At 64.2% G+C, this 19,694-nt stretch carries 23 protein-coding genes, 1 tRNA gene and 1 pseudogene; 12 read left to right on the top strand and 13 right to left on the bottom strand.

Features of this window, described 5'->3' with window-relative positions; all coding sequences use genetic code 11:
- Window positions 1-241: 241 nt before the first annotated feature.
- The 3 genes from IVA74_RS39050 to IVA74_RS39040 all read left to right on the top strand — a co-directional run bounded on the left by IVA74_RS39050 (window position 242) and on the right by IVA74_RS39040 (window position 1,795).
- A complete protein-coding gene (locus IVA74_RS39050) occupies window positions 242-733 on the top strand; it encodes a hypothetical protein (protein WP_247353221.1) in 492 nt (163 codons plus the stop codon).
- Between the two features lie 164 nt (window positions 734-897).
- Window positions 898-972: transfer RNA gene (locus IVA74_RS39045), tRNA-Thr, on the top strand.
- A gap of 553 nt (window positions 973-1,525) precedes the next feature.
- Entirely contained in the window at window positions 1,526-1,795 is a 270-nt protein-coding gene (locus IVA74_RS39040) for a hypothetical protein (RefSeq protein ID WP_247353219.1), read from the top strand.
- A 172-nt stretch (window positions 1,796-1,967) separates the two neighbouring features.
- Here the strand turns inward: IVA74_RS39040 and IVA74_RS39035 are convergent, their stop codons facing one another.
- From IVA74_RS39035 to IVA74_RS39015, 5 genes and pseudogenes are all read right to left on the bottom strand, one after another.
- A complete protein-coding gene (locus IVA74_RS39035) occupies window positions 1,968-2,168 on the bottom strand; it encodes a hypothetical protein (protein ID WP_247353217.1) in 201 nt (66 codons plus the stop codon).
- A gap of 279 nt (window positions 2,169-2,447) precedes the next feature.
- Window positions 2,448-2,783 carry a GFA family protein gene (locus IVA74_RS39030; RefSeq protein WP_247353215.1) on the bottom strand — a complete coding sequence of 112 codons (336 nt, stop codon included), beginning with the start codon at window positions 2,781-2,783 and terminating at the stop codon, window positions 2,448-2,450.
- 190 nt (window positions 2,784-2,973) lie between these two features.
- A complete protein-coding gene (locus IVA74_RS39025; RefSeq protein ID WP_247353213.1) occupies window positions 2,974-4,809 on the bottom strand; it encodes a PQQ-binding-like beta-propeller repeat protein in 1,836 nt (611 codons plus the stop codon).
- A 102-nt stretch (window positions 4,810-4,911) separates the two neighbouring features.
- A complete protein-coding gene (locus IVA74_RS39020; RefSeq protein WP_247353212.1) occupies window positions 4,912-5,625 on the bottom strand; it encodes a class I SAM-dependent methyltransferase in 714 nt (237 codons plus the stop codon).
- Window positions 5,626-5,877: 252 nt separating this feature from the next.
- Window positions 5,878-6,400, bottom strand: a pseudogene (locus IVA74_RS39015) (methyl-accepting chemotaxis protein); the annotation flags it as partial.
- Here IVA74_RS39015 and IVA74_RS39010 point away from each other — a divergent pair.
- Together IVA74_RS39010 and IVA74_RS39005 are read left to right on the top strand one after the other, a co-directional pair.
- Complete coding sequence (locus tag IVA74_RS39010; protein WP_247353210.1) at window positions 6,357-6,785, top strand: hypothetical protein; 429 nt, start codon at window positions 6,357-6,359, stop codon at window positions 6,783-6,785. The pseudogene IVA74_RS39015 and the gene IVA74_RS39010 sit on opposite strands and share 44 nt — an antisense overlap.
- 111 nt (window positions 6,786-6,896) lie before the next feature.
- Window positions 6,897-7,088 carry a hypothetical protein gene (locus IVA74_RS39005; RefSeq protein ID WP_247353207.1) on the top strand — a complete coding sequence of 64 codons (192 nt, stop codon included), beginning with the start codon at window positions 6,897-6,899 and terminating at the stop codon, window positions 7,086-7,088.
- A 3-nt stretch (window positions 7,089-7,091) separates the two neighbouring features.
- Here the strand turns inward: IVA74_RS39005 and IVA74_RS39000 are convergent, their stop codons facing one another.
- On the bottom strand, window positions 7,092-7,256 hold the full coding sequence (locus IVA74_RS39000) for a hypothetical protein (protein WP_247353206.1): 165 nt from the start codon (window positions 7,254-7,256) through the stop codon (window positions 7,092-7,094).
- A 101-nt stretch (window positions 7,257-7,357) separates the two neighbouring features.
- Between IVA74_RS39000 and IVA74_RS38995 the strand changes: the two genes are divergently transcribed.
- Entirely contained in the window at window positions 7,358-7,735 is a 378-nt protein-coding gene (locus tag IVA74_RS38995; protein ID WP_247353203.1) for a hypothetical protein, read from the top strand.
- A gap of 303 nt (window positions 7,736-8,038) precedes the next feature.
- Window positions 8,039-8,293, top strand: a complete 255-nt coding sequence (locus tag IVA74_RS38990) for a hypothetical protein (protein ID WP_247353201.1) — start codon at window positions 8,039-8,041, stop codon at window positions 8,291-8,293.
- Window positions 8,294-8,335: 42 nt separating this feature from the next.
- Here the strand turns inward: IVA74_RS38990 and IVA74_RS41330 are convergent, their stop codons facing one another.
- The 4 genes from IVA74_RS41330 to IVA74_RS38970 form a co-directional block, all read right to left on the bottom strand.
- Window positions 8,336-8,578 (bottom strand): hypothetical protein, encoded by a 243-nt coding sequence (locus IVA74_RS41330; RefSeq protein ID WP_018455389.1) that lies wholly within the window; start codon window positions 8,576-8,578, stop codon window positions 8,336-8,338.
- Window positions 8,579-8,830: 252 nt separating this feature from the next.
- The gene (locus tag IVA74_RS38980) at window positions 8,831-9,538 is read right to left on the bottom strand and encodes an outer membrane protein (RefSeq protein ID WP_247353199.1); all 708 of its coding nucleotides are present in this window, start codon (window positions 9,536-9,538) and stop codon (window positions 8,831-8,833) included.
- A gap of 287 nt (window positions 9,539-9,825) precedes the next feature.
- Window positions 9,826-10,260, bottom strand: coding sequence for a hypothetical protein (locus IVA74_RS38975; protein ID WP_247353197.1), 435 nt, complete (start codon window positions 10,258-10,260; stop codon window positions 9,826-9,828).
- Between the two features lie 240 nt (window positions 10,261-10,500).
- Window positions 10,501-10,869 (bottom strand): hypothetical protein, encoded by a 369-nt coding sequence (locus IVA74_RS38970; RefSeq protein ID WP_247353195.1) that lies wholly within the window; start codon window positions 10,867-10,869, stop codon window positions 10,501-10,503.
- 251 nt (window positions 10,870-11,120) lie between these two features.
- On the opposite strand from IVA74_RS38970, the gene IVA74_RS38965 reads away from it, so the two are divergent.
- Both IVA74_RS38965 and IVA74_RS38960 read left to right on the top strand, forming a co-directional pair.
- On the top strand, window positions 11,121-11,663 hold the full coding sequence (locus tag IVA74_RS38965) for a tetratricopeptide repeat protein (protein WP_247353193.1): 543 nt from the start codon (window positions 11,121-11,123) through the stop codon (window positions 11,661-11,663).
- Between the two features lie 109 nt (window positions 11,664-11,772).
- The gene (locus IVA74_RS38960; protein ID WP_247353192.1) at window positions 11,773-13,161 is read left to right on the top strand and encodes a serine hydrolase domain-containing protein; all 1,389 of its coding nucleotides are present in this window, start codon (window positions 11,773-11,775) and stop codon (window positions 13,159-13,161) included.
- Here the strand turns inward: IVA74_RS38960 and IVA74_RS38955 are convergent.
- Window positions 13,148-14,716: a peptidase S10 gene (locus IVA74_RS38955; protein ID WP_247353190.1), complete on the bottom strand. Its 1,569-nt coding sequence runs from the start codon at window positions 14,714-14,716 to the stop codon at window positions 13,148-13,150. The genes IVA74_RS38960 and IVA74_RS38955 overlap by 14 nt on opposite strands.
- A 253-nt stretch (window positions 14,717-14,969) precedes the next feature.
- On the opposite strand from IVA74_RS38955, the gene IVA74_RS38950 reads away from it, so the two are divergent.
- From IVA74_RS38950 to IVA74_RS38940, 3 genes are all read left to right on the top strand, one after another.
- Complete coding sequence (locus IVA74_RS38950) at window positions 14,970-15,749, top strand: NAD kinase (RefSeq protein ID WP_247353188.1); 780 nt, start codon at window positions 14,970-14,972, stop codon at window positions 15,747-15,749.
- Between the two features lie 87 nt (window positions 15,750-15,836).
- Window positions 15,837-16,382: a response regulator gene (locus IVA74_RS38945; RefSeq protein ID WP_247353187.1), complete on the top strand. Its 546-nt coding sequence runs from the start codon at window positions 15,837-15,839 to the stop codon at window positions 16,380-16,382.
- Between the two features lie 31 nt (window positions 16,383-16,413).
- Window positions 16,414-16,992 carry an Hpt domain-containing protein gene (locus tag IVA74_RS38940; protein WP_247353185.1) on the top strand — a complete coding sequence of 193 codons (579 nt, stop codon included), beginning with the start codon at window positions 16,414-16,416 and terminating at the stop codon, window positions 16,990-16,992.
- A 139-nt stretch (window positions 16,993-17,131) separates the two neighbouring features.
- On the opposite strand, the gene IVA74_RS38935 is transcribed toward IVA74_RS38940, so the two are convergent.
- Both IVA74_RS38935 and IVA74_RS38930 read right to left on the bottom strand, forming a co-directional pair.
- Entirely contained in the window at window positions 17,132-18,307 is a 1,176-nt protein-coding gene (locus IVA74_RS38935; protein WP_247353182.1) for a DUF2336 domain-containing protein, read from the bottom strand.
- 224 nt (window positions 18,308-18,531) lie between these two features.
- Window positions 18,532-19,611, bottom strand: a complete 1,080-nt coding sequence (locus IVA74_RS38930) for a lytic transglycosylase domain-containing protein (protein WP_247353180.1) — start codon at window positions 19,609-19,611, stop codon at window positions 18,532-18,534.
- Between the last annotated feature and the right edge of the window lie 83 nt (window positions 19,612-19,694).

Raw genomic sequence — 19,694 nt, 5'->3', positions numbered from 1 at the left:
TGCCGGCAAAATTCCGGTAAGCCTAACGCGTAGGGATCGGAAAGCACTTCAATGCAAGCGAGCGCGCTATCAAAGCATTAACGTGCCCACGGCGCGGCCTACGCCTCGACGGACGGGTTGCATGCCACAAAATGCACATCCCCTGCGGGTTCACGCCGATGTGACCGCACTTGCGCCAAATTGCGGAACGAGCTGCCGACGGTCGCACTTAGCAACGGTCTAACAACATGGAGAGAATGCCATGATGAGCCTGAAACTGATCGGCGCGGCCGCGATCGCTGCGACCGCGTTGGCAAGCCCCGCACTTGGTCAAGCGGCCTTCTCCAATCCCGCCGCTTGCCAATCCATGTTCCCCAGCGCGAATTGCCAGAATATGGGACGGGGCAGCCCCTACGCCACCAGCCGTCAAGAACGACAATATCGGCGAACGGCCTACCACGACCAGAACCGCTACAATGATGTGAACAGGGCGAACAACGGCTTCGGGCCGGTGGCTACTGCGGGCGCGGTTGCAGGCGCCGCCGTCGGGACCGCGGCAGCCGTTGCCTCGGCACCGTTCCGCAGCTGGGACAACTCGTACGCCTATGACAATTCCGGCGGCTACGGCAGCTACAATCGCAGCGAACAAGGTTGGTATGGCAATTGGGATACCTACGCGGCTCGCAACGGCATCGTTTGCCGTCCCGGCACCCGGGTCAAGGGCGACGACGGCCGCCAGCACATCTGCCAATAAGGTGGCATAAGTCGAGCAAATCAGAACAGGCGGCCTTCGGGCCGCCTGTTTCATGCCCGCGACGATCTTTGCGGGTTCTGGCACTTTCCAACCAAGTCTGATATTGCGGCGCGCACGGGGACAAACTCGGCGCATTGCCGAGCCCTGCCCGCTTTCCAGGCGTCGCCGGCTTAGCTCAGCGGTAGAGCAGCGGTTTTGTAAACCGAAGGTCGGGGGTTCAATCCCCTCAGCCGGCACCAGCGATTTAGCCGACATTGCAGCCTTACCGATCGGGGCTCCCTTTGTCCCTAATCAAAACGCTGCCAGCCGTCCACGGGTCTCGATTGTGTAAGGCTCCCCGGCCTTCCTCGGCATAACAATGACGCTGTCGACCAACTCGCGGAAAGCAGCGCCGATCTGATGGTCCACCTTGTCCCCGCTCCCCGAGATTTGCTCCAAGTTGGCTTTAAATCGCTCAAGTGCAGTGGGTGCCCGCCGCGGCCAAGCAGGCGTTTGGGCCGATAGCAATTTCCTTGAAGCCGCAGCGAGAGTGGATTTCAGGTAGATAATGAGATCGATCTATTAGACATGGTCCTTATTGGGGCTATGCGCACGAAAAAGGCCCGGCGTGCGCTGCCCGGCGGAATCACAGAATGTGATTTGTAAAAGTGGATCAATTTGTCGCGCGGTAGAAATTCTGCAGACATTCGTCCCGGTTCACGATTGTTGGCGGAAATTAAGTTCCTGCTCATCCCTCGTTCATGTGCAACTTCCTACCGTGCCATGCGTTCCAGCGCTCCACAGGAGGACACCATGAAACTCAAGTTCGCACTCATCGGACTAATCGCGCTCAGCGGCGCCGCGTTCACCGCTAGTGCGGCATCGGCTATGCCGCTCGCCCCTCTCGGACAAACATCAAACGTTGAGAGCGTCGCATTGGTTTGTGGTCCGAACGGCTGTGTCCGCACGGCACCGGTCTATCGACGGTATGGCTACGGTGTCGGTCGCTATGGCTATGGCGTGCGTCGAGGTTACGGATACCACCGTGCGTATGGCTATCACCGGGGCTATCGCCGGTACTGATTGTTAACGGCGAGGCCGCCCCTTTTGAGGCGGCCTCTCTCTTACAGATTGAAATACAACATAGAGACTAAGACCGTCGAAAAGACGCCCAGTCCAACGATGGCAAGTTTCAAAACTAGGTCGGCTGCCAAGCGCAGCTCCCTCAGTTGTAAATCAGCCAGAATCATACGCCTTACTTCGGCGGTTGCAATCCGCGCGAGTTCAGCCATCCGTCAATGTTGGCGCCGGCATCGAATTCGCGGGCCTTCTTCAAAAACACTTCACGCTCCGCGTCGTCTGCCGGGAATTGATCTGCCTTTTCTCTCGCTAGCCGCGCTTCGTTGATAAGCCGCTCGCCTAGCGTCCTGTCCTGTTTGAACCGGTGGCGCTTCATGAAAATCCTCCTTCATGATTCGCTATACCGGAAATCTTTTCGGGTCCTCCAAGGTTCCAATGGGCAATAATATTGCACGAGGGGCGTTCGCTTGGCGGAACACCCTCGTTCGCAATTTGTACGCTAGGACCAGATCGGTCTATGGCGACGCCCGAGGACGAACCGGCCCCGCGGGCCGCTCCTCCTCCAACCAGACTCCAAAACTGACAATCCTCGGTGTTTCCTGTCGGCTAAACTGACCAATCCCCTCAGCTGGCACCAGCTTTTGACGCGCGGCTCTCAGCTCGACGACTTTCGCGCGCTCCCGCCTTGAAGATGCTCGGCGCCGTCGATCTCGACCCACACTTGTTTCGACTGCTCGAAAACCGATTTGATCGGGGCCGAGAAGTTCGGGTCCGCAATCGTGCCGACGGCGACTCCGATCAGCGCGGGCAGATTGTCCGCCTTCCAATAGACGGTTGGGCCGCAATCGGTGCAGAAATGGAAGCGCACCTTGCCGCCCGCATGCGGCTGGCCGGACGTATTCCTTCGGCGCGCCCGAGATCGTGCGACCTCAACCGGATAAAAGGCACCGACGCCGAACGGCGCGCCGGGTTCGGCGCTGGCAATCGACACAATGACAGGCGGCTACCAGGTTGGATGGACCCGGAAGCGAAAGCCTGACGGTCCCACAACTGCATCTGGCATCGATCATCGAGCACCTCCGCTTCCTCACGTTTCGAACGCCCGGTGTTTTGTTCCAGCAGAGTCTGCATGGGCGATGATGCTGGTCCTGTCCTGCCGCAAGTCGCGCCGATGACGGCCCTCACTTCCTCTCCACCTCGAACGCCAGCAGTACGTTGCCGGCAATGCCGCTCCACTGGCCATAGCCGGAATTGGTGTAGAGCATGCCGCCGGCGATGACCGGCCCCGGGCCGTCGATTGCGCCGCCATAAGCGGGGACGCCGTTGACGGCTTTGAAATCCTGCGCGGTGTCGAACTCCCACAAGAGCTTGCCGTCGGCGGTGGCGTAGGCGCGCAGGAAGCCGCTGACGCCGCCGGAGAACAGGACGCCCGGGATCAGGCTCACCGCCGCCGACAGCGCGGGACTGCATTGGGGGCGGTCACCGCAGGCGACCGGCGGCACTTCCATTGCAATCTTTCCACTGACGAGGTCGAGCCCGAACAGACCGCCGCCCTGGGTGGAATCGAGCCGCCGCGTGCCGTCGCGCGTAAAGCGCACGTCGGAGTTCGCGACATAGATGCGGTCCTGGTCGGCGGCCGAGCCCCACTCGCTGCCGCCGAGCGCGCCGCCCTTCCCGATCCGCGTCTGCCACAGGATCGTGCCGCCGTCATCGGGATCGAGCGCGTGCACGACGCCGGATTTCTGCGCAATGACGAGCACGCGCCTGTCGTCGCGCAGGGTCACGAGAATTGGCGACTGGCCGAAATCGTGATCGGGTCCGTGATCCTCGGGACAGTTGGTCTTGTCCGCGCTGTAGCACGCCACGACATAGGCGTCCTTCGGCGTCGCCTGCTGCTTCCAGAGCAGCTTTCCTGTCGCAAGATCGAAGGCGAGGATCGCGTCGCTGGTTGGGGACGGCGGATTTGAGTAGGAATTGCTGGTCGCGACATAGATCGCGCTGCGCTTCGGATCGATCGTCGGAGCCGACCAGACGGCGGCGCCGGACGGGCCGAATAGCTGCGTGCCCCTCGCATTCTTGCCGGTCGGATGCGGCGCTTCGGGAATCGTATAGGCCTGCCAGACTGTCTTGCCGGTCGCGGCGTCCAGCGCCGCCACGCTGCCGCGGAAGGTACAGCATTCGTAAGAGGCCTGCGAGCCGACGGCTTCCTCGAGCGAGGACACCGGCACGTAGAGCACGCCGGAATGCAGCGTCGGCGCGCCGGTGATGCGCGCAGCCGCATGCTCCTCGACCTTGGTTTTCCAGATCACCGTGCCGGTCAGCGCGTTCACGGCATAGGCGTTGGCGCGCAAATCGCCGAAGAAGATCGCGAACTGATCGGAGCCCGGAAGCTGTGCAAAGCTGATCGCGGCGCGCACGGCGGCATCGGCCGCGAATGTCCACAGCGTGCAGCCGCTTCGCGCGTCAAGCGCGTGCACCTTGCGGTCGGTGCCGCCGATGAACAGCAGGCCGCCCACGATGGTTGGCGGCGCAAAGGATACCGAGGCGCCGGGAAACGCGTAAGTCCATTTCAGCCGCAGGTGCGGCACCTGCTCCGCGGTCAGACCGGCCATGTCGGCCGGCTGGAAGCGACTATTGTTGACGTCAACGCCCCATCCGTTCCATCGCGGGCCGTCCAGCGTTTGCGGGAAGCCGCCGGTCTGCTGCGTGCAGCGTCCCTCCGCGTCGACCGCACTGGCACTGGTCGCGGACTTGCCGGTGACGAAGGCGGCAATTGCACGGCGCTCTCCGTCGCTGCGGTCCTTAGCCATCGTTGACATGCTGCCGGAGGTCAAAGTCTCCAGCACATGATCGAACGACATCGCCTGCATGGCGCTGCGGCCCGGCACGCGGTTTTGGACGTCGCCGTCGTGACACTGTGCGCACTGTGTTGCGTAGAGCGCAGCGCCGTCCTGCTGCGCCAGTGCCGGCGCGGAGCACCAGATCAACAGAGCGGCTACGACAAAACTCGTCCTCATGGCGTGCTCCGGCATCGTCACCGCAATGCGAGATCGCTTCACACAACCACAAGTGTATCGCGACGGCCATCACTGAGGCAATGGACGTTCCGCTCGCGCCTGTCACACATCCGTGGCAATGCGGGCCCCATCCGGCAATTCATCCAGCCGCCACAGCCCGAGGCTCTTGTCGCGCCAGCCGCCACCGCCCTCCTCGCAACGCTCGCTGATCAGTTCGCGCGCCGCCGGCCAGTCGAACGGCGCTTTCTCCATGTTCAGCGCCCGCCAGTCGCCGTCCTCGCAATCGCGATTGCCGTCCCATTCGGGAAACGTCGTGACCAGCAGGAAGCGCGCGCCACTCGTCCGGAAGCGGTCGACGGCACGAACGATGTTGTCGAAGCTCAAATGCACCAGGCAGTCCCGGCACAAGACGACATCCGCGCGCGGCAGTGCATCGCGCGTGATGTCGGCAACGAGAAATCGGCCGGACAGTTCGCCGCGAGCCGCGCGCCCGTTGTTGGCCGCGATCAGCGACGGCACGATGTCGATGCCGGTGTAGTCGAGATCGAGCCTCATGCGGCCGATCCAGCCGGCATCGCCGCAAGGCGCATCGAGCAACGAGCGCACGCCGAGCCGTTGCAGCAATAACGGAAGCGCCTCGCGGATCGCGGCGGTTGCGGCATCCTCCGAGCCGAGGCCTGACACCGAACTGGCCGCGCCCCACAGGTTCGTCTGCTCGATCCGCTCGAACCGCGCGACGAGGTCGAGGCCCGTGAAATTGTCGCGGTCGGCGGCGAACCGCTCATGGGCGAGCACAGGTGGACGATTGGCGATCATGGGACGGGGGTGTGACTTCCGGCGCAACCGCAGTATACAGGCAAAGCGAGCGGTCCGAAATGGTCCGTAAGCGAGCCTGCTTAGGTCATCCGTCGCGTCTGGGCCCCATGCGCTCCACCACAGCCAAAGAGAAGGCCAGAATCGCCGCCGGCGCGGCGACGGCCGTCATCATGACGGCTGTGCTGTTCGTCATCGCGTTCGGTTTTCTGCTGGCGCGATAGCGCGCGCGGCGACCAAAGCCGCCGCGCAGACTTACGCGGCACGCACGGTCCGCAAGAACTTCCCGACTTCGTCCTTCGGCCGGTTGCTGTCGGTCGCCAGCATCTTGGCGGTGGAAGGCACCTGCGAGGAGGCCGAGCCGGTCTCGACCGCGCCGCGCTTGCACGTCGGTGATGTTGGTGGAGACCTGCTGGGTGCCGTGCGCGGCCTGCTGCACGTTGCGCGAAATCTCCTGGGTCGCGGCGCCCTGCTCCTCGACGGCGGCGGCGATGGTCGACGACACCTCGGAGAGCCGCTCGATCGTCGCGGAGATGTCGCGGATCGCGCTGACGAATTCCTGGGTCGCGGTCTGGATGCCGGAAATCTGCTGGCTGATCTCGCCGGTCGCTTTCGCGGTCTGCTCGGCCAGGGTCTTCACCTCGGCGGCGACGACCGCGAAGCCGCGGCCGGCCTCGCCGGCACGTGCCGCCTCGATCGTGGCGTTCAGCGCCAGAAGGTTGGTCTGGCCGGCGATGGTGTTGATCAGCTCGACGACGTCGCCGATGCGCGTCGCCGCAACCGACGAACACGGCCTTCAACTGGTCGCCGATGCTCCTGATCTGGCCCGCGCGCGCCGGATCGTCCTGCTCCGCCGCCTCCAGGAATTGAGGGATTTCATCGCGGTTCTGGATCGCGGTCTTGAGGCGATTGGCATTGCCCGCCTCCGTAGCCTCAGTGAAGACCGCGTAGAGCGCGGCATAATAGGTCTCGGCGCGGCGCTGGGCCCGCGTCAGGTTGAGCGCGGAAGATTGCGCAGCGGAGAGTTCGGCGAAGCCGTCGACGGTCGCCGAAAGTTCGCGCGTCCCGAACGCGGCGACGGCGGCAAGCACGCTGCCCATCACGGCCACGATCAGCGCGACCTTCCATGTCCCGCGGTTCCAATGCCCGACGCTAGGAATTAAGCGTTGGCAGAAAATTGGGATGGCTGCGATGATCGCGACAGGGCCGGCGCGGAACCGGTTGCTCGCCTCAGCCGTTGTCGGCCCATGCGGATCCGAGAAGAAAACCGAAACATGTTTCTGCTGTCGATAGTCACGCTGTGCTGTGGCGTCGTGGCTGGCACAGTTGCGCTGTTCGAGCTGACACTGGGGCCCGCTCCGGCGCAGCAGATGGCCGAAAGGGCTGCTACCGACGTAACCGCGCCGACACCCGTTCGGGTGGTCGGGGCGCCGTTCGAGCCCAACGTCAATCCGCGGGAGCGATAGCGCTCACCCCGGCGAGACCTCCGTGCCCTCCTCGGGCCGGCTTTGGGCCCGCGCCAATTCTTCCACGAACGCGATCACCTCCGCCCGCTTGTCGGGCGGCAGCGACAGGAACGCGCGAACGAGCCTCAGGCCGTCCGCTTCGTCCGAATGGTCCGTTTTGGCATCCATTCCCCACTGTCAGGCGGGCGGGAAAAATATGCAATCCCCAACAAACACCTTCTTGATTCGGCTGGCCAGCTTTGCTGAAATAGCCCCAACAAAGGTGCACCATGAAGTGGATCAGGGAACGCGACGCGCTGATCGCGCAGACAATGGCCTTCGTCCAATCGGTAACCGGCAAAACGGATGACCTCCATCCGCCGGAGATCCCGATGGCGGCAGCGGCCGCGTCGGTGGAGATCATCCCCCTCGAGACCGTCGTCGAGATCGAACCGCTTCGGCCCGCTCCGCCGGCGCAGCCCTCGCCTGTCTTGACGCCGCGGGCGGCGCGCTACGAGGTCCGAGCCGAGATGCAGACCCGCATCGCCAATTTCCGCAAGCATCAGGAGCGGTTCGAGCGCGAGCGCGAGGAATATTGCACGGCCACCCTGACCAAACTGCGCGCCGCCATCCGCGACGTCTCTCCCCGTCCAGCGGCTGAAAAGTAAAGCCGGGCCTCTGTCGCGGGCCTACAGCCAAGACCACACCAGCCAGAGATTGGCCGCACAGGCGCCGAACAGCGCCAGCGTCAGGGGCAGCAGCATGTGCCCGCAGGAGGTTTTCAGGTCGCTCGTCATGGCCGAAAACATCCGCTGATTCCGCCAAACGAGTCCCAAGGATTCTTTTTTTCGGGATTCAGGACTCGTTAAGGACTCAGGGCCCGGCGCCGCACATCACGGCCATGTGATCAACCGGCCGACGGGAACCCCTCCCCCGCAAAATCGTTATCGCGGTTTCCGGGAGCGGGAAGAATGCCTTACGCCCTGTTCTGCAACGATGCCCAGATCAGCAAGGCCTACCCTGATGAGTCCGATATCTGGAAGCTCGCGCAGCGGAGTGGCCTCGTCGTGGATGTCAGTGCCGACGACGATCGCCTTGGCCCGCGCCGGGTGCTCGACAACGATTACGAGATCAAGCCCTGCCAGGCCGCACAGGGTGAGGACCCCGCCAGGAACAAGGCCGAGGCCGATCGCCAGTCCAGGTTGGAGCTCGAGCTGAATTCGTAGAATCCGACTGGACGCCTGAGAAAGTCAGAGCTCGGAAAAGTCTCAGGGCGTCGCGGTTGCCAGCGAGGCCTGCTCGCCCGCCAAGGCCACGCAGGCCTTCCGGCGATGTAGCCCACGGATCGCGCCGGTGACCTTCAGCACCTTGCCGGAGGAGCACGAGGCGTCCTTGACGAAGGCCACCTCATAGGGTGCCAGCATCAGAGGCTCGGATTTGAGGATTGTTTGGGCAGCGCACGGCAAACTGACGAAGCACGAGAGCACCACTGCCGACACCAAGATACGCATGTCCGTCGTCCCACCAACCCGGTAATTGTCATATAACGCGTTCCGGCGCGTGAGTTCCGTAAGCGGCAAAAATTATTTTTGCTTTACCCGAGCTCCATGACGCGCGTGAGAAGGCGCGCGCTGGAATGTTCGCCTGCAAATGACGCGCCAGATGGTTGATGCAATGCAAACAAAAGGCTGGCCCACGAGGGCCCGGCAGACGAAAGGCCGGCGGGAGCCGGCCTTTGTCAGATCGTGGTCGTTGGTGGCGCGTCAGTAGCGCGAGGCTGCCGGACCGCCCCAACCGAAGCGGTAGTTCACGCCGACCTTGACGGTATGCTCGTCGTCCCGGCCCCGGACGCCGATGATGTCGGGCGGACCGGAGGTGAAGGTCGTGCTGCCAAAGTTGTAGTACTGGTACTCGGCCTTGGCCGACCAGTTCGGCGCGAACATGTATTCGAGGCCGGCGCCGACGGTATAACCGTCCTTGCTGTTGCCTGTGGTGGTGAATGTCTGGGGCACGCCGGCGACGTTGACGCCGAGACCGCCATTGCGCCAGGCGTAACCGCCCTTGGCATAGAGCAGCGCCGGACCCCAGGTGTAGCCGATGCGGCCAGTCACCGAACCGATCTGGTCGGTATTGGACGTCACCTGCGAGCCCAGCGGGAACGTGACACCGTTATTGTTGGTCGGCAGCCAGGAATACTGGGCCTCGATACCCACGACCCAGTTGGGCGCGAACTGGTAGTCGAAGCCGCCCTGCACGCCGCCCAGGAAGCGCGCGTCGCTCGACTGGAAGCTGCTGTCGCCGGCAAAGGCGCCCCCGACATGGCCGCCGATGTAGAAACCGGTCCAGTTGTAGATCACCTGCGGCGGCGTATAGGCCGGAGCCTTGGTGTAGGTGCGCGCCTGCATATCCGCTGCTGCGGCCGGCGCGGCCAGCGCAAGCAGAGCGACTGCGCCCAGCAAAATCGTTTTCATGATCATCCCCGTTCTTTCATTAACGACACTCAGGAAACAACGTGGCGTGAATTGGGTTGCTTCGCGGCGATGCCGGAACGTTGATCGTTCGCAACTGTGACAGAGCGGCAACAACGCGACTTTGTTCCATCACGTAGCCTTGTACCGGCTGTCTTCCCAGCCTGCGCAAAGATCTGCGTAACAATTTGTCGCAAGGCGAAACCACCCCGTTCAAAGCTCGCCGAAATGTGATCCGGCAGCTCCGGCGGCCCCTGTCCTACCATCAGCCGATGAAGGCGGGCTTTGCGCTACCGCGTCATCTTTTCCAGTTCCGGAAAGGGTACGTAAACCGCGCCCGCGCACAGCTCGCTGGCGCGATCAGCGACGCGGTCCCCCCGGCCGTTGACGAAAATGACGGCGCGTTCCCGCATGGCCTTGTAGGTGCCGTCGGTTTCGCGTGGGGTGAAGTGCAGGCAGCTGACATAGAACTGGCGGCCGCCGACCTCGCGCTGCAACGGCTCGGCCATGCTGGCGTCGCGCACGCCCACCGGGTTGTTCAGATAGCTGCGCATCAAGGCCAGCGTATCGCTGCGGAAATTGTCGGGAAACGGCTGCGGCCCGCCGGCCTGGGTCCCGTCCATCAGGGTTGGACGGTCACCGTCGCTGCCGAAACATGCCGCCAGCGCCAACGGCAATGCCAGGATCAATGCCAGGCGTACCGCTCGTTTCGCCAATTGCCCCACCGCTTACGCTCTCCGTTCAATCAGACCAGAAGCTCTTCTAGCCTCAAGATTGCGCGAAGGGAATTCGGTCCTGCTCGCACGTCCTGCCGCCACAAGCCTTGCCGCCAAGAGCCTTGCCGATAGCGCACCGGCCCGCCGCCGACGGCTGCGCTTTCGCGCAGGCGCCAAATCGACGGGCCGGCCTGAATTCCTCACGCGGCGACTGGGCAATGCTACGACGTCGCCGCGCCGGATCAGTCGTTAGCTGCGCTTGTCCATTGTCGCCGGCTTGGTCACGTCCGGCTGCGTCTTCAGAGACTTCTTCGCCGCCAGATGCTTGTGATGGTGGCGATGCGTGCGCACGGTCTTGTGCTGGTCCGGCGTGACCGCGGCGTTGGCGTTCATCGCCTTCGACTTGGTATCCACCTTGGCGCCCGCCTTGATGTCGGAGACCTTGGCGTCCGCCTTGAGGCCGGCGTCGGGTTTCGCGGCGGTGGTCGACACCTTGGTCTGGCTCTGGTCCGCCTTGATCACCGGCGTGGTCGTGGTGGTCTTTCCGGCTTCGGTGGCGAAGGCCGGAGCTGCAATCACGGAAGCTGCGAGCAAGGCTGCGGAAATGGTCTTCAACATGGTTAGTCTCCTCTTGGAAGGATCTTGAGGCGGCACCCTCTCGCCTACCCTTCGATCATAGGTGAGAGCCTAGGCGGCGGGCGCTGAACCCAGTCTGAAGCCCTTTGCAGGTTTCCGTTCATCTCGATGACACGTTTGTCATCTGCGGCAGGGCGAATAGACCGGGGCGGCGGGGAATGTTTTTGCGCGCCGGGTGTTCCGGTCTCTGGGCAATCGTGTAGGATCGCCACGCTTCATACGGGAGAACTTAGATGCGCAAACTCTCAACGCTTCTTGTGCCAGGACTTGTCGCCATGACGTTGGCGGCCGGGCCGGCTCTGACCAGCGCCTATGCCGCAGGCAGCGACGAACCCTCGTCGCCGCCGAAGTCGGACACCTCGACCAAGAAGGGCAAGAAGAAGAGCTCCTCCGTCAGCGATCCGAAATTCCTTGCCGCGTACCGTACCGCTTACACCACGATCTACGACAATCACGACTACACGGGTGCGATCGGCCAGCTGAAGTCGCTCAAGCGCGACGACGTCGCCGACGTCGCCAATTTGATCGGCTATTCCTATCGCAAGATCGGCGACTACCAATCGTCGAAGATCTATTACGAGCTGGCGCTGAAGGACGATCCGAACCACGTCCGCACCTGGCAGTATTACGGCCTCTGGCAGCTCGAGCAGGGCAACCGGGAGCAGGCGCAGTATCACTTGAACAAGATCGCCTCGCTCGCCGGCACCGACAGCTCCGAGTATCGCTCGCTTGCCACGGCGCTCGACAAGCCGACCGGCGCGACCCTCGTTTACTAAAGACGCCGCATCTTCGAATGAAGCAAATGGGCACAACCGCAGGGTTGTGCCCATTCTGCGTTCTCGGATAGCCTTCCGCACCAATCCTCCCCTCGCAAATTGGTGCGCAATGGACAAGTGGCTGCGATCCGCGATCGACTACATCGGCTCCTGGATCGAATTCCAACAAACGACGTTTCAACAGCCCGGCGTTATGGTCGCATTCGTCCATCGCGGCGAGGTGGTCGCCGAGCACGCGTTCGGCCTCGCCAATCTCGACACCGGCGAGAAGCTCACCCCGCGCCACCGCTTTCGCATCGCCTCCCACTCCAAGAGTTTTACCTCGGCCGGCATCATGAAGCTGCGCGAGCAGCACAAGCTCCGGCTTGACGATCCCATCGGACAATATGTCGTCGGCCTGCATCCGCGCGTCGCCGAAACAACAATTGCGCAAGTGCTCTCGCACAGCGCGGGACTGACGCGCGACGGCGCCGATTCCAGCCAGTTCATCGACAACCGTCCCTATCTCAACGCCAAGGAGCTGGCGGCGGAATTGAAGCTGCCGACCGCGATCGAACCGGGCACGCGCTTCAAATATTCCAACCACGGCTTTGGCCTGATCGGTCTCCTCATCGAGGCCGTGACGAAGGAGCCCTACCCGGTCTGGATCAAGCGCGAGATCATCGAAGCCACAGGCCTGCGCGAGACCGAGCCGGACGCGCCGCTTCCCAAGAGCGCGGCATTCGCGCGCGGTCACACCCGCAAGCTGCCGTACGGAGAGCGATGTGTAATCCCCGGCGACAATCCCGCGCACGCCATGGCATCGGCCGCCGGCTTCGTCGCGACCGCCGCCGATACGGCGCGGTTTTTCGCGCAGCTCGCGCCCAATGCGAAAAAGAGCGTGCTATCGGTCGCGAGCCGCCGCGAGATGACGCGAAACCATTGGCGCGTGCCGCAGAGCTTCGAAGGTTACTACGGCCTCGGCGTCAACGCCGGCAAGACCGACGGCTGGGATTGGTTCGGCCATGGCGGCGGCTTTCAGGGCTACATCTCGCGGACCTGCTCCATCCCCGCTTGCGAGCTCGCGATCAGCATCCTCAGCAACTCCATCGACGGCGCGGCGCCGTTCTGGATGGACGGCGCGATGCAGATCCTGCACGTGTTTAAAACGCGCGGCGCACCCGACCGGCGCGTGCGAGACTGGACCGGGCGCTGGTGGACGATCTGGGGCGCGAGCGACCTCGTGCCTGCAGGCAACCGCGTGCTGGTCGCCAATCCCCAGTTCAACAACCCGTTCATGGACGCTGCCGAGATCGAGGTCACCGGCCGAGACACCGGCAAGCTTGCCTGGGCCGCCGGCTATTCCAGCCACGGCGAGCCCGTGCGGCGCATCCGCGACAAGCGCGGCAAGGTCAGCGACGTCTGGATCGCGGGCGCCAACATCAAGCCGGCCAAGGTCGTGGCGCGTGAGATCGCGCGGAGATACAAGCCGCGCAAGCGACGGCCTACTCCCGAATGAGAGTCTCGACCTCGCTCCGCAACGCCTGCCGCGAGCCGTCGCGCGAATAGAACATGTGGCCGCCAGGATAGACGATGAATTTCACCCGCTGTGTCGCGAAGGCCGGCAACTGGTCGAGCACCCGCTTCGATCCGAAATAGGGCGTGGCGAGATCGAAAAGGCCGTGCGCGACCAGCACGTTCAGCTTGGCATCCGTGGCAAGGATCTGGCGCAGCTCGGACACCGACTGCGGCGGGTTGATGCCGCGGCCGAAATCCCATTTGCCCTCGACGGCGCCGTTCAGGACCTCGTAGGAGCCGTCCGGCCGCCAGTTGAGTTTTCGCGTCAGGACGTCGACCGCGGCACTCGTCAGCGGCGCCTGCAGCGCATCGCCTGAGGGGTCGCCGAACCGAGAACTGCTCGAATCCGGGTAGGGATCGAAGCCGCGCACCGAGGCATCGTAGCGGCCCGTCACTTTGCCGCCTTTGCGATCGAACTCGCGGCGGAATTCCCCGACATCGAAGCGGCCGGCGAGCCGGCGGCTGACCGCCTGGTCGATACCGGTGAGCTCGGCGACCTTGTCGGCAAGACGGTTGGTGGCCTCCTTATCCACCTCGCCCTTGACGAGATCGGCCAGAAAGTCGCCGCGCGCGTAAGCCTCGACGTCGGCGAGATCGGCGCGCTTGACCGCCCCTTTGGCTTCGCGCGCCACAGCGACATAGCTCGGCAGCGTCGCGACATATTGCAGGAGGCTGGTGCCGGTGAACTCGCGGAAGTCCAGGAGCGGCGACACCAGGATCAATCCCCTGACGCCGACCCCATGCTGGAGCTGCAACTGGCGCACCACCTTCGGCCCGCGAATGCCGCCATAGCTCTCGCCCGCGACGTATTTCGGCGAAGTCAGCCGATCGTGCTTCTCCAGCCAGCGGCGGATCACAAGCGCGATCGCATTGACGTCGCCATCAACGGAGTAGAACGATTTGCGCGCATCCTCGCCGCTAGCGATGAAGCGGCTGTAGCCGGTGCTGACGGGATCGATGAAGACGAGATCGGTGAAATCGAGCCAGGTCTCCGCATTCGGCTTCACCTCGGGCGAGGCGGACGGCGACAGCGCTTCGCCATCGAGCGGTAGCCGCCACGGCCCGGCCGCGCCGAACTGGAGCCATGCCGAGGACGCACCGGGGCCGCCGTTGAACAGGAATATTACGGGGCGCGTCGCACGGTCGGCGTCGTCAAGCTCATAGGATGTATAGGCAATGTCGGCCAGCGGCTCGCCCTTGCCGTCGAACACGCGGATCGAACCAGCGGTCGCGGCGAAGTTGAGGGTACGGCCGGGAAGATCGAGCGTCTGCTTCGTGGTCGAATCCGAGGGGAGACGGTGCGGCTCGGCGGATGACGATGAATTCTGAGACGGGCTTTGTGCGGCGCCGCCACGTCCGCCCTTTTGTCCGGCTGGCGCCGCGGTCTCGGCGCGCGGTTGCGGCGGATCGTCCGCGCGCGCAAATCCCGCGAGCGCGAAAGCCGACACCGCCAGTACCAGGGTCGCGCGGCGGAGCGCCGGCATATTCGTCGCCATGATCGTTCTCCCTGCCCGGCTGCGAGCACCGGTGCGGACCGCAAGGGTAGCGCGGAATTGCGACGGTTTGGGGGATCATGGGTCCAGCGGTGCCTGGAGAGCCCGGTTGGGCGCAAATCGGCCCGATTTTGCCCTCAGATCGGGATGGGCAGCTGGCGGTCTCCTTTGAAAGGCGGTCATCCTCGACAATCGAGGCCCAGGTCGTATAGACGAGCCCGGCGGAACTTTCTCCAGCGGCCCTGCCCCGGAAGCCATGACCAAGCCAGCGCGATACGACCGGATCGCCTTCGTCGCCAGCCCGAGCAGCGAGGCGCAAGCGGCCTTCGGCCAGCTGACGGGGGATTATGGCAATTGCACCGTCGAGGAGGCGGACGTCGTGGTCGCACTTGGCGGCGACGGGCTCATGCTCCAGACGCTGCATCGGAACATGCGCTCGGGCAAACCGATCTACGGCATGCACCGCGGCACCGTCGGCTTCCTGATGAACGAGTACTCGACGGTCGATCTTCGGGCCCGTCTCGACGCGGCGAAGGAATCCGAGATCAACCCGCTCCTGATGCGCGCGACCGACGCCAACGACCGCGTCCACCTGCATCACGCCATCAACGAGGTCGCCCTGTTCCGGCAGACCTACCAGGCCGCGCGCCTGCGGATCCTGATCGACGAGCGTGAACGCATGACCGAGCTGATCGCCGACGGCATTATGGTGGCAACACCGGCCGGCTCGACCGCCTACAATCTGTCCGCCCAGGGACCGATCCTGCCGATCAACGCTGCGCTGCTGGCGCTGACGCCGATCAGCGCCTTCCGCCCGCGCCGCTGGCGCGGCGCGCTGCTGCCGAACACGGCTTATGTCGTGATCGAGGTGCTGGAGGGCGACAAGCGCCCCGTGGCGGCGGTCGCCGACCATGACGAGGTCCGCGACGTCCGCCGCGTCGAGGTGCTGTCCGACAGGACCATCTCGATGCGCATGCTGTTTGACCCCGGTCACAGCCTGGAAGAGCGCATTCTGCGCGAGCAGTTCGGCTCCTGAGCGCCTCGTCAGACTGCCGATCGCAACCCTTCGTTAACCGTCGGCGCGATATGGTTAACGAAAGTTGACCGCTTCGGCCCGGGCTCCATGTTTCGCATCGATTTCAACAAGCTGCGTTTCCTCATCTGCGACGACAATCCGCACATGCGCCGCATCCTGCGGACGCTGCTGCATTCCTTCGGCGCGCGCGAGGTCTACGAAGCCGAAGACGGCGCCACCGCGCTGGAAATGTACAGCCATTACGTGCCCGACATCGTCATCGCCGACTGGGCCATGCCGATCTTCGACGGGCTCGAGCTGGCGCAGATGATCCGGCAGCCGGAATCCAAGGGCAATCCCTACGCGCCGATCATCATGCTGACCGGCCATTCCGAGAAACGCCGCGTCACCGTGGCGCGCGATGCCGGCGTCACCGAATTCCTGGCCAAGCCGATCTCGGCGAAGGGGCTCTACCAGCGCATCCTCAACGTGGTCGCCAGTCCCCGCCCCTTCATCAAGACCAAGACCTATTTCGGCCCGGACCGGCGCCGCAACACCATCTCCGCTTATATGGGTCCCGAGCGCCGCGTCGGCGAAAAGCACGAGGTGCTGCAGCAGCCCTCGCTGCTCGACAAGGCCCGCTCCTCTATCTAGCGCAACGTCTCTCACGGTCGAGGCCGATATCATGGCGAAGAACAGCGCAAGGGACATCAAGGTCACGGCCTTCGCCACGCATCAAATCATCACGCAGCCCAACCCGCTGCGTACGGTCCTGCGCCGTGTCGAAGAGAAGGACATGGACGATCCGGTCGGCCGGGCCGAACAGGCGCTCGCGGGCCTCGCCAGCGAGTTCAAAGACTGGATGGTGACCGAGATCAACCGGCTGTCGGCCGCCTACGTCGCCATCCGGCACGACGGCTTCACCAAGGACAGGCGCGACGAGCTCTTTCGCGCCGCGCACGACGTCAAGGGCGATGCCGCGACCTTCGGCTATCCGGCGGCGGCGGGAATTGCCGAGAGCCTGTGCCGCGTCATCGAGCATGCGCCAGATCTCGAAAAGGTGCCGGCCGAGCTGTTCACGCACCACATCAACGCCATCCTCGCCATCGTGCACGAGAACACCAAGCTCGACCACATCAGCGTCTCCGCCGAGCTCAGCCGGCGCCTGCGCAAGGTCGCCGACGACTATCTCGCCCAGGTCAACCGCGACCGCCCCGAGCATCTCGAGGTAATCCTGGCGCCGAGCATCGCGCCGGCGGAGTAGCCATAGGCGTCGTTCCGGCGAAGGCCGGAACCCATGACTACCAGCGGAAATTATTGCAAAAGGCGGCGGCCATCTCGCTTCAATTGCGAGACCTCGCGGTATGGGCCCCGGCCTTCGCCGGGGCGACACAAGCTACGATTCAGGCCGCGATCAGCTCGTCGTACCCCGGATCGACCGCCTCGTCCGCGACCAGCTCGTCGCAGAACAGCCTTGCCTCCTCGCGCGCGGATTCGGTGGCGAAGCGGCGCAGCAGGACCATCAGCGGCTCGGTGGCGCCGCGGTCGGTCTCGCAATGGGTGAGCACGCGCTCGACCATGCGCCGGCGCAGCCGCGCCGCGTTGTCGTCGCTGTCGACAAAGCCTTGCTCGTGGCAGGCATCGAGCGCGACCTGGAATGCGGCAAACGTCGCCTCGGGAAGCCCGGCGCGGCGGAGCAACGCGTGCAGGCTGTTGCCACCACGATCGTGCAGCAGTGCGGTCACGCGCGCCAGCGGCAGATCGGCGAGTTCAGCCAGCGCCGCGTCGAACAAGTCGAGATTGCTCGACAGCAGAGCGCGCAGAACAAGACCCGCGGTGAGCTGGCCCGTGATGCGCAGGTGCCGGACAAGCCCCTGCATGTCCTCGCCGCGCGAGCGCGCCGCGATGTTCATGGTGGAGCGGTCACGCGCCTCGGTCGCGATGCGCTCGGCGCGGTCGGCACTCAGCCAGTTCCGGGCCACGACGAATTGCGCCAGCGTCTCGGAGAGTTTCGCCACCAGCGCGGCGCGCGTGGCGGACGGCATATCCTCCAGCACCAGCATCGCCTCGCGGATCGCGGCAAGATGGCCGTGACGTTCGACGATGCGATCCCAGGAGAATGGCGCAAGCTCGGCATGAGGATTTTCGATCAGCTCGAGCGCTGCCGCCGCGCAGCCGACTTCGGCGATGGCGGCGCAGACCGATACCGGCAGCGCGATGCGGCGGGCGACCGCGCACTGCACTTCGTCGTTGCCGGTCGCGACGATGTCGACGAGATCGGCGTCGATCAGCAACGGAGAATGTTCGAGCACGGGCAGCGCGACGGTCGGCTGGTCCGCCGACAGCGCCCGCACGATTGCGGCCGGCGCCTCGGTGCTGCGTGCAAACGCCTCGGCCATCGCCTGCCGCACCAGCGGCGAGGGATCGTCGAGCAGCATCAGAAGCGCGCCTTCGGCGGCAACCCGGTCGTCACGGGAAAGGTCTGAGATCAGCCAGGCCCGGGCCAACGCCCGTGTCGCCTCGGCCCGCTCGCCGGCGGGCGCCGTCCTGATCCAATTGATGAACTGCCGAACGATCATGTTGCTTCCGGCTTAACGCAACGAAGACGAAGCGGTGACGGCTTGTCACCTGCAACACAAAATAAACCACGACGCTTAACAAAGCGTTCACCATAACCGTTTGGTTTTATTGACGTTTTGTTAATGGAACCGAAGCGCTTCGACAGCCGTCTGTGCGGCATGGGTCCCGGCTCTGCGGCGCATCGCTTACGCGTTGCGCCTTGTGCGGGACACGAGTGCAGATATTAGCTCGAGAACGTGCCGCTGCGATCGCTGAAGAGATCAAGCGGCTGCGGCGGCCGAACGTCGGGCGTTGCCGATGCGCCCGAGGTCGCGGGTGCGACCGAATTGAGCGAGGCATTGTTGCCCCACAATTTCTGCACGGTCGTCGAGACCGGCTGCGTTGCATCGCCGGGCTGATAGAGCGATCGAAACACTGGCGTGCTCGGCGCATTGTCCGCGACCGTCGTTGGCGCCATGGCGCTCGCCGGCGTCATCGCGCGTGTGTTTGGAAAGGTCTGGAGATAGGCGGCGTTGTCGATCACCGGCGCGACGGGCTGCACGCCGTTGGCGCTTGCGACCTGCGTGGTCGACGGCGTGTCGCCATACGCCGCCATCGCGCTGCGGGTCGATTTCGAATTTGCAGCGCCGGCATAGCGTGCATCCAGCACCGAATAGACCTCGGAGACGCTGCGGGCGCGGCCGTCCTTGGCGTAGAAGATCGAGCGGTTGGCCGATGCCGCATTGGGAAACAACCGCGCGCCAACGGCTTGCGGATTGTCCTCGGCATTGGCGATCAGCTTTGCGGCGCCGCCGAGGCCCATGAAATGGGCCATGTAGAGTTCGCTGTCGCTCGGCCTGCGGCCAAGCAGTGCAGTAAGCTTGAAGCTGTTCGACTGCGTCAGCGCAGCCGCCATGCTGGATGCGGCCTCCGGATCGTCGCGCAGCTTCATGATCGATCGCTTCATCGCGGGATCATCGACGGTGTAGGTGCCCGACGAGGTCCTGGTGATGGCGTCGGAATAATTGCCATAGCCGAGCTGGGCGCCCGCCTCCTTCACCGTGCCGAGCCAGGTCTGGTCGATGAACTGGTAGAGCCCATGCGCCGACGATGTGGTGGCACCGGCGCTCGGATCGAAATCCGATTCCATCTTGGCGGTGGTCAGCATGTATTGGAAGCTGACGCCCGCGACGTTCGAGGCCTGCTTGATCGCACCGGCGACGCGTGCCCGCGACGGATCGAGAACCGCCGTCTGCGAGCCACTGGAATTGTCGACCGACATGATGGAGGGCCCGCCCCGCGCGGCATTGAGCGACGCCGGCAATTCGGCGCCCTGTCGTCTCACCGTGGGACAGGTATGGTTAATGCGGGGTTAATTCGGCCGCCAGCCCGCCTCCGCATGACGGC

The organism is Bradyrhizobium sp. 132, from assembly GCF_023074185.1.
Lineage (GTDB): Bacteria > Pseudomonadota > Alphaproteobacteria > Rhizobiales > Xanthobacteraceae > Bradyrhizobium.
Note: the sequence above shows the minus strand (reverse complement) of the source record. Positions and strands in the feature narration are given on the sequence as shown.

What these genes read in the sequence shown, in the direction of transcription:
- IVA74_RS38995 (WP_247353203.1), top strand. Translation starts at nt 7,358, where the DNA reads ATGAAGTGGATCAGGGAACGCGACGCGCTGATCGCGCAGACAATGGCC.
- IVA74_RS38970 (WP_247353195.1), bottom strand. Translation starts at nt 10,869, where the DNA reads ATGTTGAAGACCATTTCCGCAGCCTTGCTCGCAGCTTCCGTGATTGCA.
- IVA74_RS38945 (WP_247353187.1), top strand. Translation starts at nt 15,837, where the DNA reads ATGTTTCGCATCGATTTCAACAAGCTGCGTTTCCTCATCTGCGACGAC.
- IVA74_RS38960 (WP_247353192.1), top strand. Translation starts at nt 11,773, where the DNA reads ATGGACAAGTGGCTGCGATCCGCGATCGACTACATCGGCTCCTGGATC.
- IVA74_RS39000 (WP_247353206.1), bottom strand. Translation starts at nt 7,256, where the DNA reads ATGGATGCCAAAACGGACCATTCGGACGAAGCGGACGGCCTGAGGCTC.
- IVA74_RS39040 (WP_247353219.1), top strand. Translation starts at nt 1,526, where the DNA reads ATGAAACTCAAGTTCGCACTCATCGGACTAATCGCGCTCAGCGGCGCC.
- IVA74_RS39020 (WP_247353212.1), bottom strand. Translation starts at nt 5,625, where the DNA reads ATGATCGCCAATCGTCCACCTGTGCTCGCCCATGAGCGGTTCGCCGCC.
- IVA74_RS38950 (WP_247353188.1), top strand. Translation starts at nt 14,970, where the DNA reads ATGACCAAGCCAGCGCGATACGACCGGATCGCCTTCGTCGCCAGCCCG.
- IVA74_RS39035 (WP_247353217.1), bottom strand. Translation starts at nt 2,168, where the DNA reads ATGAAGCGCCACCGGTTCAAACAGGACAGGACGCTAGGCGAGCGGCTT.
- IVA74_RS39025 (WP_247353213.1), bottom strand. Translation starts at nt 4,809, where the DNA reads ATGAGGACGAGTTTTGTCGTAGCCGCTCTGTTGATCTGGTGCTCCGCG.
- IVA74_RS38980 (WP_247353199.1), bottom strand. Translation starts at nt 9,538, where the DNA reads ATGAAAACGATTTTGCTGGGCGCAGTCGCTCTGCTTGCGCTGGCCGCG.
- IVA74_RS38935 (WP_247353182.1), bottom strand. Translation starts at nt 18,307, where the DNA reads ATGATCGTTCGGCAGTTCATCAATTGGATCAGGACGGCGCCCGCCGGC.
- IVA74_RS38990 (WP_247353201.1), top strand. Translation starts at nt 8,039, where the DNA reads ATGCCTTACGCCCTGTTCTGCAACGATGCCCAGATCAGCAAGGCCTAC.
- IVA74_RS38965 (WP_247353193.1), top strand. Translation starts at nt 11,121, where the DNA reads ATGCGCAAACTCTCAACGCTTCTTGTGCCAGGACTTGTCGCCATGACG.
- IVA74_RS39050 (WP_247353221.1), top strand. Translation starts at nt 242, where the DNA reads ATGATGAGCCTGAAACTGATCGGCGCGGCCGCGATCGCTGCGACCGCG.
- IVA74_RS39005 (WP_247353207.1), top strand. Translation starts at nt 6,897, where the DNA reads ATGTTTCTGCTGTCGATAGTCACGCTGTGCTGTGGCGTCGTGGCTGGC.
- IVA74_RS41330 (WP_018455389.1), bottom strand. Translation starts at nt 8,578, where the DNA reads ATGCGTATCTTGGTGTCGGCAGTGGTGCTCTCGTGCTTCGTCAGTTTG.
- IVA74_RS39010 (WP_247353210.1), top strand. Translation starts at nt 6,357, where the DNA reads ATGGTGTTGATCAGCTCGACGACGTCGCCGATGCGCGTCGCCGCAACC.
- IVA74_RS38955 (WP_247353190.1), bottom strand. Translation starts at nt 14,716, where the DNA reads ATGGCGACGAATATGCCGGCGCTCCGCCGCGCGACCCTGGTACTGGCG.
- IVA74_RS38940 (WP_247353185.1), top strand. Translation starts at nt 16,414, where the DNA reads ATGGCGAAGAACAGCGCAAGGGACATCAAGGTCACGGCCTTCGCCACG.